Genomic DNA, 15125 nt, shown 5'->3' on the forward strand with positions numbered 1-15125 from the left:
GCACGCCGCACGTTGCCCGAATGAAACCGATCGGCATGCGACACATGCGATCCCGCTGCGGAATCGTTGTCGCGTGCGTGCCGCGAAGCCCGCGTCACACCACCGGCCCCGGTTCCTTTTCCTTGCGCAGCAGCGCGTACAGGATGATCGCGCCGAACGTCGCGGTGCCGATTCCGCCGAGGCCGAAGCCGCCGAACTTCAGCGAGAAGTCGCCGGCGCCCAGCACCAGCGTGACGGCCGCGACGATCAGGTTGCGGTTGTCGGAGAAGTCGACCTTGTTGACGACCCAGATCCGCGCGCCGGTCACCGCGATCAGCCCGAACACGACGATCGACACACCGCCGAGCACCGGGCCCGGAATCGTCTGGATCACCGCGCCGAATTTCGGCGAGAAGCCGAGCCCGATCGCGATCAGCGCGGCGACCGCGAACACCAGCGTCGAATAGATGCGCGTGACGGCCATCACGCCGATGTTCTCCGCGTAGGTCGTCACGCCCGTGCCGCCGACGCTGCCCGACACGATCGTCGCGAGCCCGTCGCCGATGAATGCGCGGCCGACGTAGCGGTCGAGGTTGGTGCCCGTCATCGCGCTGACGGCCTTGATGTGGCCGAGGTTCTCCGCGACCAGGATCACCGCGATCGGCGCGAGCATCAGCATCGCGTGCGGATCGAACACCGGCGCGCGGAAGCCCGGCACGCCGAACCACGCGGCATGCGCGACGATCGCGAAATCGATCGGCTTGCCGAGGCCCAGCCCGTTGGTCGCGACCGCGTAGATCGCGTACGCGATCACGAGCCCGACGAGGATCAGCAGGCGCTGCACCATCCCGCGCGCGAATACCGCGACGCCGCCGACGCACAGCACCGTGACGAGCGCCATCACCGAATCGAAAGTCGACGCCGACACGCCCTTGACCGCGATCGGCGCGAGGTTCAGCCCGATCACCGCAACCACCGCGCCGGTGACGACGGGCGGCATCAGCGTCTCGATCCAGCGCGTGCCGATCGCCTGCACGAGCGCGCCGAGCGCGACGTACACGACGCCGCACGCGATGATCCCGCCGAGCGCGACGGGGATGTTCGGGTTCGGACCGCTGCCGCCGTAGCCCGTCACCGCGATCACGAGGCCGATGAACGCGAAGCTCGAGCCGAGGTAGCTCGGCACGCGGCCGCCGACGAGCACGAAGAACAGCAGCGTGCCGACGCCCGACATGAAGATGCACAGGTTCGGATCGAAGCCCATCAGCAGCGGCGCAAGCACGGTCGAGCCGAACATCGCGACGACGTGCTGCACGCCCATCGCGACCATCTGCGGCCAAGCGAGGCGTTCGTCGGGACCGACCACGCGCGCGGCGCCGGGCGATTGCACCCGCCAGCGCGGGAAGTAGGAATCGGACATGGGGAAAGGGGCTCCTGTCGATCGCCGGCTGCGGACGGTGCGCCGGTCTGGAATCTGGCGCGAGTTTACGGAGCGGAAATGGGGCTGGCAAGCGCGCCGCGCCCGGGCAACGGCCGCGCACGGCGAACCGACACGACACGACACGACACGACACGGAGCGGCAGCGACAGCGACAGCGGCACACGCCGGCAAGCGGCGGCGGCCGCGCGGCGCATCGCGCGACGTGAGCGTGCGCTCACATCGACGCGGCCGCCGCGGACATCACGGATTGATGTACTGGAACAGCGACAGGTTCTGCAACTGCACGTAAGCCTTTTGCGCGCCCGTGAGCGCGTTCTGGACCTGCAGGTACTGGCTGATCGTCGTGACCATGTTGGTGCTGGTCAGGTCGGTCAGATTGCTGGTCGTCTGCAGCGACGCGGTCTGGTTGACCGCCTGCATCGCCTTCACTTCCTGCTCGCGGCCGCCGACCGATGCCTGGATCGTCGTCACGTTGCGCATCGTGTTGCCGAGCTTGATCGAGCCGGTCATCAGCGCATTCTGCAGCGACACGGCCGCGACAGGATTGCCGGTCACCGGCGTCTTCAGCGCCGAGATCATCGAGTCGAGCGTCGAGAAGATGTCCGCGCCGCCGCTCGCCTGCGGGCCGGGCGTCACGGCGAACGTATCGCCGGCGCTCGGCGTGCCCGATACGGCCACCGTCATCCCGCTGCCGAGCGCGATCGACGCACCCGACGTATATGCCTGCGCGGGCGTCGTGGTCGGCGGCTTGGCCGAGCTGTCGGTCACCGTGTAGGTCGGCGCGGCGGGCGTGCCGCCGAACGTGATCGTGAAATGGTGGTCGTTGGTCGCAACGGACGGGTCCGTCACCGTCACCGCGGAGATCGCGCCGGTGCCGACGTTGGCGGCGCCGGCCGACGGCACCTGCGCGCTGCCGAGCGACGGCACCGACATGAACACCGCCGAACCGGTGTCGCCCTGCGACACGCTGCTCGAATCGGCGATCTGCACCTGGCGCGTGCCCGAGTCGCCGACGTAGCTGACGCTGCCGTTCGGGCTGCTCGTAAACGGCGCGGACGAATTGTTCAGGCCGGCGAACAGATAGTTGCCGGCGCCGTCGTTCGAGTTCGCCAGCGTCATCAGCTGGTCGCGATAGCCTTGCAGTTGCGTCGCGAGGGCCGAACGGTCGCTGTCGGCGAGCGAGCCGTCGCCCGCGCGCACGACGAGCGTCTGCACGCTGGTCAGCACGCCGCTCACGCTCTGCAGCGCCTGGTCCTCGGCCTGCAGCGACGCGAGCGCGGCGGTCTGGTTGGTCGCGTACTGCGACAGCGTTGCCGACGTCATCGACAGCTGCACGGCCTGCGCGGCGCCAACCGGATTGTCGGCCGGCGTCTGCAGGCTCGTGCCGCTCGAAATCTGCTGGTACAGCTGCGCGAGCTGCGCCTGCTGGTCGTTCATCTGTGAAACGTTCAGCTGGAAGAACTGGGCGCTGGAAATTCGCATCGCTTCTATCCCTCGAATCCGGTCAGTTGAACAGGCCGAGCACGGTCTGGAACAGCGTCGCCGCCGTCTGGATCACTTTCGCGTTCGCCTGGTAAAGCTGCTGGTACTGCATCAGGTTCGCCGCTTCCTCGTTCTGGTTCACGCCCGACACCGACTGCTGCGCGCTCGTGATCTGGCCGACGAGCGACGTCTGCGCGGCGCTCGACGACTTCAGCTGGCTCGCCGTGTTGCCGATCGCGTTCACGTAGTTCGCATACGCGCCGGTCAGCGTCGTCGTGCCGCCGCCAAGCGCCTTCGCGGTGACGAGCTGCGACAGCGCGAGCGCGTTCGAGCCGTCGCTCGTGCCGCCCGCGTACGGTCCGATCGTGAACGTGTCGCCATCCGACGGCGCGCCGGACAGCGTGACCGTCACGCCGTTCATCACGCCAGCCGGAGCCGGCTGCGTGGTGCTGTTGATCGTCAGCTTCGCGCCGGCCGACGCGTTGTACGGCACGCTGTCGGTCGGGCTCGTGATCGTCACCGAGGTCGGCGGGGTGCCCGCGATCGTCACCGTGGTGCCGGCCGGGAAGCCCGACAGCGACTTCGACGCCGCGTCGTAAGTCAGCGTGGTCGGCGTCGTCGGCACCTGGTAGCCGGCGCTCACCGCGCCCTGCGCGATCTTGCCCGTGCCGATGTTGGTGCTCGATGCCGCCGCCACCACCGGCGACGCGGCCGCGATCGCCGAGCCGCTCGTCGTCGCGAGGCCAAAGCCGGTCAGCGCGCCGCGCGTCGGCAGCACGGTGAACTGGTCGCCGGCATTCATCGCGCCGGACGAGAACGAGAAGTCGAGCCCGCCGAGAGACACCGGCATCGGCCCCGCCTTCTGGTCGACCACCGCGCCGCTCGCGCGGTCGGTCAGCGTGTAGTTCGTACCGTCATACGACAGCGTGTAGTCGCTCGTCGTCGGCTGCGATGCGTTGGCGAACGACACGGCAAGCGACGCGTTGCCGGTATTGCCCTGGTTCGAATAAACGGCCGGGGCCGCCACCGTGAACAATGCGCCGCCCGGCTTGCCCGACAGGTCGACGCCGAGCGCGTTTTGCGCGTTGACCTGCGCGGCGAAGCTGGTCGCGAGCGCGCCGAGCTGCGCCTGCGCCGGGTCGAGCGTCTGGTTGCGGAACGCGAGCAGGCCGCCGAGCGTGCCGCCCGACAGCGACGTATCCGGCAGCGCCTGGTTCGGGCCCGGCGGGTTCGCGCCGGCGATCCCCTGCGACACCACGGTCAGCTCGCTCGGATCGGACGACGACGTGACGGTCGCGAGCTGGTAGCTCTTGTCGGCGACGACGAGCGGCTGGCCGCCCGCGAGGAACACGCTGTAGCCGCTGTCGTTGCGCACGACCTGCACGCCGGCGAGGCTCGACAGGTTCGACACCGCGAGGTCGCGCTGGTCCATCAGCTGGTTCGGCGGCTGCCCCTGGCTGCTCGCCGCGGCGATCTGCTGGTTCAGCTGCGCGATCTGCGCGGTGTACGTGTTGATCTGCGACACGGTGCTGGTGAGCTGCGTGTTCACGCTCTGGCGCAGCGCGTCGTACTGCTGGCCCGCCGCCTTCAGCTGGTCGCCGAGAATCTGCGCGTTGCTGATCGCGGTCTGCCGAACCGACGGATCGGACGCATTGTTCGCGACGTTCTGCAGCCCGGTGAAATAGCTGGTGATCGCGGTCGAGATGCCCGCCGTCGGGCTGCCGACGTAGTTGTTCAGCTGCGCGACGAGCGAATACCACGTCGACAGCGCGCCGCCCTGCGACTGCGCGCTGTTCAGCTGGTCGCTCAGGTACTGGCTGTACTGCCGCTGCACGGTGACGGTATTCACGCCCTGCGGCATGTAGCCGCTCGACGTGTACTGGCCGCTCGCCTCCGCGTAGACGGGACGCTCGACCGAATAGCCGGGCGTCGCGGCGTTGCTGATGTTCTGGCCGGTCGTCGTGAGGCCCCAGAGCGCGGCGTTGAGGCCGCTGACGCCGAGGTTCATGAGTGTGTTGGACATGCGCGATCCTGATGAGCCGGCCGCGCTGCGGCCGCCGGGTTGCGTGACTCCCGGTATAACGGCCGCGGATCGAAAAAATTGAGGAAAAAATGCACGTGCGGCGCGCGTGCGCGCGTCGCCCGTCGAGCGCACCGGCGGCCCGTGCCGACGCCGGTGGCGCGCGGCCCCGGGCGGGGCCGCGAAGCGCGCGTCAGGCCCGCGCGAGCGAGCGGCGCTTCATCTCGAGCTGCGTGATCAGGCGCTGCAGCGTGTTCTCAGCGCTGCCCGGCAGCGACATGAACCGAAAGCCGAGCTGGTAGCGCCGCGCACCGTTCGGCATCTGCGTCGACCGCTGCGACACGAGGCGCAGGTCGAGCGACAGCTTGCCGTGCCCGTTCAGTTCGAGCTCGACCTCCGGCAGCAGCGTGCCGACCTCGAGCGCCTCCACGCGTTCGTCGGCCGTGCGCAGCCCGACGCCGCCGAGCGACAGGTTGTGCACTTCGAACACGAAGCCGTCGCCGTCCGGCAGCTTGCCGCGGCACAGGAACGGATCGACGATCGGCGCATCGACGCGGAAATACTCGCGCCGCTGGATGCACATCAGCACGTCGGGGAAATCGGCGATGAACGCGGGCAGCCCTTCGTAGCGCGTCTCGCGCGGCGTGCCGGTGGTGAATTCGACGCGCACGCCTTCCGGCGCGGCAGCAAACGTGCAGTGCGACGCCGCGAGGATGCCGGCGTTCTGTTCGGACAGCGCGCCCCAGTCGAACGTGAACGTGCGCGCGCCGACGTCGACCTCGAGCAGGCGCGTGACGAGCTGGCCGCCCGGGTACTGGACGGTCAGGAAGTCGCCGCGGTTCACGAGGTTGCGCAGCTGCACGCCGATCTCCAGCGGATTGCGGCGGGCATAGTCGGGCCCGGAATGACCGGCATCCAGGCTCGGAGCGGTCGACGTTTCGATATTCATGGCTAGCCGGTCTTCTGGTCATGGGCGCCCGGATGACCGGTGCGCAGTAAAACCGGGCCAGAACATGGGCCCGGTTGCGGTCTCACACACTTAGCGGCAGTGCTCACCGAAAGTTTAGATCGAATCGCGGATATTTTTCGCGCAAACGTTGAAACCGCGCGCGGCTAACGCCGGGCGCGGTCCGTAAGACTGCAAAAAATGGCGAACGGCGGGACGCTTGCCGGCCCCGCCCCATCAGCCGATCTGCTGCATGATCGAGATCAGCTTCTTCGCGTAATTCGGGTCGGTCGCGTAGCCGGCTTTCTGGAGCCCGTGCGCGAAACCCTCGACGCTGCGGCTTGCGCTGAGCACGCCCGCGTAGCGCGGGTTGTTCTTCAGCAGGTTCGCATAGTCGGTCATCGCATGCTCGTACGAATCGTACGCGCGGAATTTCGCGACGACGCGGCGCGGCGTGCCGTTCACGTATTCGGTCGTCAATGCCGACACCGTGCGGCCGGTCCAGCCCTTGTTCGCCTTGATGCCGAACACGTTGTAGCTCGTCGAGCCGTCGCTCGCGCGGATCTCGCGCTTGCCCCAGCCCGATTCGAGCGCGGCCTGGCCGACGATGAAGCGCGCCGGAATCCCGGTGGTCGCGCTCGCCGCCTGCGCGGCGCCCGCAAGACGATCGACGAATGCGTCGGCGTCCTGCACGCCGCTCGCACCCTTGACCGGCGGCGTCAGCGCGCTGCCGGCCGAGTAGCCGCGCGCACCGGCGAGCGCGCCGTTGTTCGCCGCGTTCGCGTAGGCCTTCGCCATCGCGTTCATCGCGGCGAGGCTGCCTTCGTTGCCGGACGCACCGAAGTCGGCCGCGCCGAGCCCGGCCGCGCCGGCGTCCGCGGTCGTGTCAGCGCCGGTTCCCTGCCCCGCGTTGCGCAGCAACTGCTTCATCAGCGCGTCGGCGACGCCGATCCCGCGCTTCGACATTTGCTGCGCGAGCTGCTGGTCGAGCATCGACGTGTACATCTTCGACGTGTGCGAATCGAGCAGCCCGCCGTCGGGCGATGCGTCGCGCATGCTCTTGAGCATCATCTGCGTGAACATCGCGTCGAACTGGCCGGCCACCGCCTTCGCGCCGGCCTGCGGCGACTGCTTCGCCTGCGCGCGCAGCGCATCGAAACCCTGCACGTCGAGCGCGAAGCGCTGCGTGAGGTCGTTTGCGTTCGGAAGGTTCGCTGACATTTAGATGATCTCCAGATCGGCGCGCAGCGCGCCGGCCGCCTTCATCGCCTGCAGGATCGACATCAGGTCCGCCGGCGTCGCGCCGAGCGTGTTCAGCGCCTTCACGACGTCGGCGAGATTCGCGCCGGCCGTCACCATCTTCAGCGCGCCGTTGTCCTGCTTCAACTGGATCTGCGACTGCTGCGCGACCACCGTCTGCCCGTTCGAGAACGGCCCCGGCTGCGACACCACCGGCTGCGTGTTGACGACCACCGACAGGTTGCCGTGCGCGACCGCGCAGCTTTGCAGCGTGACCATCTGGTTCATCACGATCGAGCCTGTGCGCGCGTTCAGGATCACCTTCGCGGCGGCCTTGTCCGGACTCACGTCGAGGTTCTGCAGCCGCGCCATGAACGCAACCTGCTGCGCGGAATCCGCCGGCGCCGCGAGCTGGATCGTGCGGCCGTCGAGCGCCGTCGCGGTGCCGGGGCCGAAGCTCGAATTGACCGCCGACACGATCCGCTGCGCGGTGCCGTAGTCCATGTCGTTCAGTTGCAGCTGCAGCACGCCGTTCATCTGCGCGACCGCGTTCGGCACCGACCGCTCGACGATCGCGCCGCCGACGATCCGGCCGGCCGCGAGCTGGTTCACCTGCACGCGGCTGCCGTTCGCGCTCGCGCCCGCGCCGCCTACGGCCATGTTGCCCTGCGCGAGCGCATACACCTGCCCGTCCGCGCCCTTCAGCGGCGTGAGCAGCAGCGTGCCGCCGCGCAGGCTTTTCGCGTTGCCGAGCGACGACACCGTCACGTCGAGCGCCTCGCCCGGCCGCGCGAACGGCGGCAGCGTGGCGGTCACCATCACCGCCGCGACGTTCTTCAGCTGCATGTTGTTCAGCGACGACGGGCCGCCGTTCGCCGAACCGTTGTTGATCGAGATGCCGAGGTTCGCGAGCATGTTCGCGAGCGTCTGCGTCGTGAACGGCGTCTGCATCGTCTGGTCGCCCGTGCCGTCGAGGCCGACGACAAGGCCGTAGCCGATCAGCGGGTTGTCGCGCACGCCCTGGATCTGCGCGAGATCCTTCAGGCGCTCCGCGTGCGCGGGCGCGGCGCCGAGCACGCACGCGGCCAGCACGAACGCGGCGGCCAGCGCACGGGACGCGCGCAGCGGCAGGCGGTGGAAAAGAGGCTGCGCCATCGTCGTCACCACGGTGCGATGTTGAGGAAGAAGCGCTGCAGCCAGCCCATCGTCTCGGCTTCGTTGATGTAGCCCTTCGACGAGTATTCGATCTTCGCGTCGGCGACCTGCGTCGAGTAGACGGAGTTCGCGCCCGAGATCGTGTTCGGGTTGACGACCCCCGAGAAGCGCACGAATTCGTTGCCCTGGTTGATCAGCATCTGCTTCTCGCCGCTGACGACGAGGTTGCCGTTCGGCAGCACGTTGGTGACGGTCACCGTGATCGTGCCGTTGAACGTGTTCGCCGCGCTCGCGCCGCCGGTCGCCGCGAACTTGTTCGCGCCGGTCGCCGACAGGTTCGCCTTCGCGAACAGGCCGCCGAGGAAGCCGGCCGTCGGCACGTTGAAGTCGGTGTTGCCCTGCCGGTTCGTGTTCGCGCCCGACGACTTCGTCGCGTTGATGTTTTCCGCGATCATGATCGTCAGGATGTCGCCGACGTTGCGCGGCCGCTGATCTTCGAACAGCGGACGGCCCGCGTAGCCGGGGTTGTAGATCGAGCCGGGCGCCTGCATCGACATCGGCATCGGCGGCTGCGCCGTCATCGGCTGCTGGATGATCGGATCGCGCGGAATCTGCGCGCAACCGGCGAGCGCGGCCACCGCGACCGCGCACGCGGCGCGGACGGAGGCTGACGGGAGGAGGCGAACCTGCTTCATGGCGACGACGGATGTTCCGGTTAGCTCTTCATCTGCGTGACGGTCTGCAGCATCTGGTCGGACGTCGTCACGGCCTTGCTGTTGATCTCGTACGCGCGCTGCGTCTGAATCATGTTGACGAGCTCCTGCACGACGTTCACGTTCGACGCCTCGACATAGCCCTGGTTGAGCACGCCCGCGCCGTTCAGGCCCGGCTGCGACACGTTCGGCGCGCCCGACGACGTGGTCTCGGCGAACAGGTTCTCGCCCTTCGCCTCGAGGCCGGCCGGGTTGATGAAGGTCGCGATCTGCAGCGAGCCGATCTGCACCGCGTTGCTCGAACCAGGCTGCGTGACCGACACGACGCCGTCCTTGCCGATCGTCAGCGACTGCGCGTTCTGCGGCACCGTGATCGCCGGCAGAACCTGGTAGCCGCTCGACGTGACGAGCTGCCCCTGCGCGTTGGTCTGAAACGAGCCGTCGCGCGTATACGCGTTCGTGCCATCCGGCATCAGCACCTGGAAGAAGCCCGCGCCGTTGATCGCGACGTCCTTCGAGTTGCCGGTTTGCGTCAGGCCGCCCTGCGTGTACAGGCGCTCGGTCGCGACCTGCTGCACGCCGGTGCCGAGCTGCAGGCCCGACGGCAGCTCCGTCTGCTGCGTCGAGTTCGCGCCCGGCTGGCGGATCGTCTGGTACAGCAAATCCTCGAACACCGCGCGCGACGCCTTGAAGCCGTTCGTGCTGGTGTTCGCGAGGTTGTTCGAGATCACGTCCATCTGCGCCTGCTGCGCATTCATGCCGGTGGCGGCAATGTAGAGCGATCGGTTCATGTTGCATCTTCTCCTGGTAGCGAGGGCGGGGCCGCTCAGCTGAAGTTGAGCAGCTGGTTCGCCGACTGCTCGTTCTGGTCGGCCGTCTGGATCAGCTTCGACTGCAGCTGGAACGCCCGTGCGTTGTCGATCATCGCGACCATCGCGGTCACCGGATTCACGTTGCTGCCTTCGAGCGAGTTCGGCGTGACGACCACGGCCGGGTCGGCATCCGCAGGATTGCCGTCGGCGGTGCGGAACAGCCCATCGTTGCCGCGCGTGAGCGTGGCCGGGTCGGGATTCACGAGCTTCATCTGGTCGACGATCGCGACCGCGGTCGGCGGGTCGCCCGGCATGAGCGCGGACACCGTGCCGTCCTTGCCGATCGTCACTTCCGCGTTCGGCGGCACCGAGATCGGTCCGCCGTTGCCGATCACCGGCAGGTTGCTCGCGTTGACGAGCTGGCCGTTCTCGTCGACGTGCAGATTGCCCGCGCGCGTGTACGCCTCGCCGCCGTCGGCCGTCTGCACCGCCAGCCAGCCGGCGCCCTGCACCGCGACATCGAGCGGGTTGCCGGTGCGCGTGATCGGACCCGGCGCATAGTCCGCACCCGGCGTCGACGCGAGCACGTAGGTGCGCGTCGTCGTCGGGTCGACGTTGCTGCCGTCGCCGAAATTCATCGGCACCGCGCGGTACGTCGCGAGCTGCGCACGAAAGCCCGTCGTCGATGCGTTCGCGAGGTTGTTCGCGACGATCGCCTGCTGGTCGAGCGACTGCGACGCGCCCGTCATCGCCGTGTAGATCAGTCGGTCCATGGCTGCCGGTTATCCGCGCGTTACAGGTTGATGAGCGTCTGGTCGACGGTCTGCTGCGTCTTGATCGTCTGCGCGTTAGCCTGGTAGTTGCGCTGCGCGGTGATCAGGTTGACGAGCTGCGACGTCAGGTCGACGTTCGAGTTCTCGAGCGCGCTGCCCTGCAGCGAACCGTGGTTCGTGCTGCCCGGCGACGAAATCTGCGGCACGCCCGACGCCGACGATTCGGCGTACTGGTTACCGCCGAGGTTGACGAGCCCGTTCGGGTTGTTGAAGTTCGCGAGCACGATCTGGCCGAGCACCGCGGTCTGGCCGTTCGAGTAGTTGCCGGTCAGCTTGCCGTCGGCGCCGATCGAGAACGTCGTCAGCGTGCCGCTCGCATAGCCGTCCTGCGCGAGGTTGTTCACGCCGTCCTTGCCGCCGTACTGCGTGGTGCCGGTCATGTCGAGCGTGAGCTGCTGCGGCGTCGCCGAGCCGTCGGTGGTCGGCACGGTGAACTGGAACTGGCCGAGCGATGCGGTCGGCGTGGCCGGCGTGCCCGTCGTCGTGCTCTGGATCGCGCCCGACGAATCGAACGTGACCGTGCCGAGGTCCGTCGTCGTGCCGCCCTGCACCCCCGCGTACGCTTCCCACGTGCCGGCCGCGGACTTCACGAAGTACATGTTGACCGCCTGCGACCCGCCGAGCGAGTCGTACACCTGGATCGACGTCGAATAGTTGTACGTCGTGGTGTCGGCCGCGTTGAACGGCGTCTTGGTCGGCACCGTGTCCTGCGAGTTCAGGTTGAACTGGGCCGAGATCTTGGTCGTCGCGGTCGGCGCGATATTGGTGGTCGGCGCCTGCAGCGGCACGGTCTGCGCGGTGTTGATCACGCCGCCCGCGTTGGCCGTGTAGCCCATCAGGTTACGGCCTTGCGAGTCGACGATGAAGCCGTTCTTGTCGCGCTGGAACGTGCCGTCGCGCGAATACGTCGTCACGCCGTTGTTCGACATCTGGAAGAAGCCGTTGCCGTTGATCGCGACGTCGAGCGACGAGTTCGTCGTGTTGATCGTGCCCTGGCCGAACTGCTGCTGCACCGATGCGAGCCCCGTACCGATCCCGATCTGCGTGTTGACCGACGTCGCAACCGAGTTCGCATACATGTCGGAGAACTGCGCGGTACTCGACTTGAAGCCGACCGTGTTCGCGTTCGCGATGTTGTTGCCGATCACGTCGAGCGCGTTCGATGCGCCGGCGAGGCCGCTCAGACCCTGTTGATAACCCATTTCGGTCTCCGTCTTCGAGAAAGCTGGATCAGTTGGTGGTGTTCGTGCCGCCGGACGACGACGCGGTGTTCGGGAAAATCGACGCGACCTGGGTCAGCCCCACGGTCGAGCCGTTCGACAGCACGAGCCCCGCCGTGCCGTCGGCCTGCTTGATTACGCTCTGCACGGTCGCGGCCGTGAGCACGGTCGGCGCGTATGTCTTGCCGTCGCTGCCCGTGTACTGCGCGCTGACGGTGTACGTGCCGTCCGGCAGCGCGTTGCCGGCCGCGTCCGTCGGCGTCCAGTTGAACGGCACCGTGCCGGCCGACTGCTTGCCCGCGTTGATCGTGTTGACGACCGCGCCCGACTTGTTCTTCACGGTGATCGTCAGGTTCGACACGTCGGTCGAGAGCGACACGCCGAACGGCGACGCCGCGCCGCTCTTCACGCCGACGCTGTTGCCCGGCGCGAGCACGTTGGTGCCGATCAGCAGCGCGGCCTGCGTCTGCTGGCCGGCCGCGAGCTGCGTCGACAGCGACGTGAGCGACGTGTTCAGCTGCGCGATGCCGCTCACCGTGTTGATCTGCGCGAGCTGCGACGTCATCTGCGAGCTGTCGACCGGGCTCGTGGGGTCCTGGTTCTGCAGCTGCGTGACGAGCAGCTTCAGGAACGTTGCCTGCAGGTCGCTCGCCGACGTGCCGGTCGTCGACACGTTGTTGGTGTTCATCGTGTCGGTCGGCAGCGTCGACACGTTGGTGCCGTTGCTGCCGATCGTCGTGCTGGTGGATGTCATCCTGGGTGCCTTGGGTCGGAACTGTCGGGTCTATCGGATCTGTGGCGTGGGTCGGCGCGGCTTACGAGCCGATCGTCAGCGTCTTCAACATCAGCGTCTTCGCGGTGTTCAGCGTCTCGACGTTGGCCTGGTACGAGCGCGACGCCGAGATCATGTTCACCATTTCCTGCACCGGATCGACGTTCGGCATCTGCACGTAGCCGTTCGCGTCGGCGGCGGGGTTTGCCGGGTCGTAAGTCGACTTCATCGGCGACGGATCGTCGACGACCTTCGTCACGCGCACGCCGCCGACGCCCTGGCCTGACGCGGTGCGTGCGCCGCCGATCGGATCGGTCGCGAACACGACCTGCTTGGCCTTGTACGGCTTGCCGTCAGGGCCGGTCGCGCTGTCGGCGTTCGCGAGGTTCGACGCGGTAACGTTCAGCCGCTGCGATTGCGCGGACAGCGCCGAACCGGCGACGCCGAAGATGTTCATCAACGAGGGCATGGAGGCTCCTTGTTCGGGTGCGCAAGCGCCGCGCGCTTACGAGTTCGTCGAGATCGCGGCGATCATCGCCTTGATCTGCTGGGTCATCACGGTCATCCCGGTTTCGTAGTGCAGCGCGTTGTTCGCGAACTGCACGCGCTCGACGTCGAGATCGACCGTGTTGCCGTCGAGCGACGGCTGCAGCGGCATCCGGTACTGCGCACGACCGTAGTCGTCGCCCGGGCCGCCGGTCGGAATCAGCTTTACGGTGCCGGCCATGTGGCCCGGCGCCGTGGACACCATCGTCATCCCGCTCGTCACGCCCGCCGGCTGCGCCATCGGCAGCTGCGCGGCGTTGCTCGGCGCAAGCGCGCCGCCCGTCTGCTTCAGCGAGCGCGCGAGCGTCGACGCGAAATCGACGTCGCGGGCCTGGTAGCCCGGCGTGTCGGCGTTCGCGATGTTCGACGACAGCAGTTCCTGCCGATACGCGCGCACATCGAGCGCCTGTCGGCCGAACGCGAATTCGGCATCGAGTTTGTCCAGCATGTGTGCGTCTCTCCGTATGAAGCGCTGCACGCCCCTCGCGCCGGATGGCGACCCAAGAGGCTTTTTTCCATGACAGCGATGGTAGGCGTCGCACGCAACCGGCAATCGGATGAATAACGCGGCAAAGGCCCCCTCTATTCATCGTTTGCGCGACCGCCCGGCTCCCTAGAATGCAACTCGGATCAACGGCTTGGAGGACACGGCAATGGCACGCAGCGCACTTCGCGAAATCGCCGGACGCGGGATGCGCGTGCGCCGTGCGTTCGCGCTTGCCGCGGTGCTGTGGGCCGCGGCGCCGGCCGCACACGCGGACGACGGGATGATCGTGATTCCCGGCCGCGGCGAGACGGCCGAGACGGCGCTCGCGCATGCGAATGCGGCGAGCGGCGGGCGGCTCGGCGGGAACGCGGGCGCGGTTCCGGATGCGGTCGGAAATGGTGCGCCCGCTGCGGCCGGCGCGGCCGTGGGCGGTGCTTCCGGCACGATCGGCGCGGCCGGGGTTGGGGCAGGCGGTGGTTCCGGCACGGCTCGTGCCGCCGGGATGGCGGCGGGTGCCGATTTCCGCGTGGCCGGTGCCACCGGAGCGGCCGCCGGGTCGACGGTGCAGCCAGCCGGATCGATGCAGGTGATCAGCGTTCCGGCGCCCGCGTCGGTACCGGCTCCGGCGCCGCGATCCGTCTCCACGGCAGCCCGCCCGAACATCGCGAACGCCGGCTACGGCGCGCCGCGCGCCGTCGATCCCGCCGGTGTCGCAACCGTCGTCGCCGGCGCCGGTGCGGCCGAACCCGCGGCGGCTCCCGCACGGCAGGCGCTCGCCGCCCGCATGGCCGCCGCACGCACAGTTTCACCCACGCCGGACGCTCGCGCGCCGCAACCGACGCAACCCGGCCAGCAAGACCCGGAGTCGATCCGGCGCACGGCGCTCGCGTTCCTCCAGCAGCAGATCGCCGGGCTGCCCGGCAAGACGACCGCGACGGTTGCCGCCGCATTTCCGCGCGGGCTCGCCGCGTGCACGACGCTCGAGCCGTTCCTGCCGACCGGCGCGCGCCTGTGGGGCCGCACGACCGTCGGCATCCGCTGCGCGGGCGAGCGGCCATGGACGGTCTACCTGCAAGCGAAGGTGACGGTGCAGGCCACGTATTACGTCGCCGCGCGGCAGATCGCCCCCGGCGAGCCGCTGACCGCCGCCGACCTCGTCGCGCGCGACGGCGACCTGACGGTGCTGCCGCTCGCAGTCATCACCGATCCGGCGCAAGCGGTCGGCGCGACGGCGCTGGCCAGGATCGCGGCCGGGTTGCCGCTGCGGCAGGACATGCTGAAGAGCGCCGCGTCGGTGTCGGCCGGCCAGACGGTGCGGGTCGTCGCGGCCGGGCCGGGCTTCACGATCTCGGCCGAGGGCAGCGCGCTCGCGAATGCGGCGCCCGGCCAGTCGGTGCGGGTCAGGATGGCCGCCGGGCAGATCGTCACCGCGGTCGTCAAGGATGCGGGGACCGTGGAAATTCCGCTGTAGGGACGGATC

The 15125-nt window shown here is 68.4% G+C and carries 14 protein-coding genes; 1 reads left to right on the forward strand and 13 read right to left on the reverse strand.

Going from position 1 to position 15125, the window contains the following annotated elements; translation table 11 throughout:
• Window positions 1-94: 94 nt before the first annotated feature.
• The 13 genes from KDW55_RS08140 to flgB all read right to left on the reverse strand — a co-directional run bounded on the left by KDW55_RS08140 (window position 95) and on the right by flgB (window position 13606).
• Complete coding sequence (locus KDW55_RS08140) at window positions 95-1399, reverse strand: solute carrier family 23 protein (protein ID WP_059545728.1); 1305 nt, start codon at window positions 1397-1399, stop codon at window positions 95-97.
• 261 nt (window positions 1400-1660) lie between these two features.
• Complete coding sequence (gene flgL / locus KDW55_RS08145) at window positions 1661-2902, reverse strand: flagellar hook-associated protein FlgL (protein ID WP_059545726.1); 1242 nt, start codon at window positions 2900-2902, stop codon at window positions 1661-1663.
• Window positions 2903-2924: 22 nt separating this feature from the next.
• On the reverse strand, window positions 2925-4925 hold the full coding sequence (gene flgK, locus KDW55_RS08150) for a flagellar hook-associated protein FlgK (protein ID WP_059545724.1): 2001 nt from the start codon (window positions 4923-4925) through the stop codon (window positions 2925-2927).
• A 190-nt stretch (window positions 4926-5115) separates the two neighbouring features.
• Window positions 5116-5871 carry a flagellar brake protein gene (locus tag KDW55_RS08155; protein WP_040142391.1) on the reverse strand — a complete coding sequence of 252 codons (756 nt, stop codon included), beginning with the start codon at window positions 5869-5871 and terminating at the stop codon, window positions 5116-5118.
• Window positions 5872-6105: 234 nt separating this feature from the next.
• Window positions 6106-7089 (reverse strand): flagellar assembly peptidoglycan hydrolase FlgJ, encoded by a 984-nt coding sequence (gene flgJ, locus KDW55_RS08160; protein WP_040142393.1) that lies wholly within the window; start codon window positions 7087-7089, stop codon window positions 6106-6108.
• Window positions 7090-8262 carry a flagellar basal body P-ring protein FlgI gene (locus KDW55_RS08165; RefSeq protein WP_040144822.1) on the reverse strand — a complete coding sequence of 391 codons (1173 nt, stop codon included), beginning with the start codon at window positions 8260-8262 and terminating at the stop codon, window positions 7090-7092.
• Between the two features lie 5 nt (window positions 8263-8267).
• Window positions 8268-8957, reverse strand: coding sequence for a flagellar basal body L-ring protein FlgH (gene flgH / locus KDW55_RS08170; RefSeq protein WP_040142395.1), 690 nt, complete (start codon window positions 8955-8957; stop codon window positions 8268-8270).
• A 20-nt stretch (window positions 8958-8977) separates the two neighbouring features.
• Window positions 8978-9766 (reverse strand): flagellar basal-body rod protein FlgG, encoded by a 789-nt coding sequence (gene flgG, locus KDW55_RS08175; RefSeq protein WP_006485706.1) that lies wholly within the window; start codon window positions 9764-9766, stop codon window positions 8978-8980.
• Between the two features lie 35 nt (window positions 9767-9801).
• On the reverse strand, window positions 9802-10560 hold the full coding sequence (gene flgF, locus KDW55_RS08180; protein ID WP_040142399.1) for a flagellar basal-body rod protein FlgF: 759 nt from the start codon (window positions 10558-10560) through the stop codon (window positions 9802-9804).
• Between the two features lie 20 nt (window positions 10561-10580).
• Window positions 10581-11822: a flagellar hook protein FlgE gene (gene flgE, locus KDW55_RS08185; protein WP_040142401.1), complete on the reverse strand. Its 1242-nt coding sequence runs from the start codon at window positions 11820-11822 to the stop codon at window positions 10581-10583.
• A 28-nt stretch (window positions 11823-11850) separates the two neighbouring features.
• A complete protein-coding gene (gene flgD / locus KDW55_RS08190) occupies window positions 11851-12594 on the reverse strand; it encodes a flagellar hook assembly protein FlgD (RefSeq protein ID WP_040142403.1) in 744 nt (247 codons plus the stop codon).
• Between the two features lie 61 nt (window positions 12595-12655).
• The gene (flgC, locus tag KDW55_RS08195; RefSeq protein WP_040142404.1) at window positions 12656-13081 is read right to left on the reverse strand and encodes a flagellar basal body rod protein FlgC; all 426 of its coding nucleotides are present in this window, start codon (window positions 13079-13081) and stop codon (window positions 12656-12658) included.
• A gap of 36 nt (window positions 13082-13117) precedes the next feature.
• Entirely contained in the window at window positions 13118-13606 is a 489-nt protein-coding gene (flgB, locus tag KDW55_RS08200; protein ID WP_040142406.1) for a flagellar basal body rod protein FlgB, read from the reverse strand.
• Between the two features lie 205 nt (window positions 13607-13811).
• Between flgB and flgA the strand changes: the two genes are divergently transcribed.
• Complete coding sequence (gene flgA, locus KDW55_RS08205; RefSeq protein WP_212161776.1) at window positions 13812-15116, forward strand: flagellar basal body P-ring formation chaperone FlgA; 1305 nt, start codon at window positions 13812-13814, stop codon at window positions 15114-15116.
• Window positions 15117-15125: the final 9 nt, after the last annotated feature.

This window comes from Burkholderia sp. AU19243 (assembly GCF_018148075.1).
Classification (GTDB): domain Bacteria; phylum Pseudomonadota; class Gammaproteobacteria; order Burkholderiales; family Burkholderiaceae; genus Burkholderia; species Burkholderia latens_A.

Bases quoted from the DNA above. Each gene is read 5' to 3' on its own strand.
- flgL (WP_059545726.1), bottom strand. From the start codon at position 2,902: ATGCGAATTTCCAGCGCCCAGTTCTTCCAGCTGAACGTTTCACAGATG.
- flgD (WP_040142403.1), bottom strand. From the start codon at position 12,594: ATGACATCCACCAGCACGACGATCGGCAGCAACGGCACCAACGTGTCG.
- flgA (WP_212161776.1), top strand. From the start codon at position 13,812: ATGGCACGCAGCGCACTTCGCGAAATCGCCGGACGCGGGATGCGCGTG.
- KDW55_RS08155 (WP_040142391.1), bottom strand. From the start codon at position 5,871: ATGAATATCGAAACGTCGACCGCTCCGAGCCTGGATGCCGGTCATTCC.
- flgB (WP_040142406.1), bottom strand. From the start codon at position 13,606: ATGCTGGACAAACTCGATGCCGAATTCGCGTTCGGCCGACAGGCGCTC.
- flgK (WP_059545724.1), bottom strand. From the start codon at position 4,925: ATGTCCAACACACTCATGAACCTCGGCGTCAGCGGCCTCAACGCCGCG.
- flgH (WP_040142395.1), bottom strand. From the start codon at position 8,957: ATGAAGCAGGTTCGCCTCCTCCCGTCAGCCTCCGTCCGCGCCGCGTGC.
- KDW55_RS08140 (WP_059545728.1), bottom strand. From the start codon at position 1,399: ATGTCCGATTCCTACTTCCCGCGCTGGCGGGTGCAATCGCCCGGCGCC.
- flgF (WP_040142399.1), bottom strand. From the start codon at position 10,560: ATGGACCGACTGATCTACACGGCGATGACGGGCGCGTCGCAGTCGCTC.
- flgG (WP_006485706.1), bottom strand. From the start codon at position 9,766: ATGAACCGATCGCTCTACATTGCCGCCACCGGCATGAATGCGCAGCAG.
- KDW55_RS08165 (WP_040144822.1), bottom strand. From the start codon at position 8,262: ATGGCGCAGCCTCTTTTCCACCGCCTGCCGCTGCGCGCGTCCCGTGCG.
- flgC (WP_040142404.1), bottom strand. From the start codon at position 13,081: ATGCCCTCGTTGATGAACATCTTCGGCGTCGCCGGTTCGGCGCTGTCC.
- flgJ (WP_040142393.1), bottom strand. From the start codon at position 7,089: ATGTCAGCGAACCTTCCGAACGCAAACGACCTCACGCAGCGCTTCGCG.
- flgE (WP_040142401.1), bottom strand. From the start codon at position 11,822: ATGGGTTATCAACAGGGTCTGAGCGGCCTCGCCGGCGCATCGAACGCG.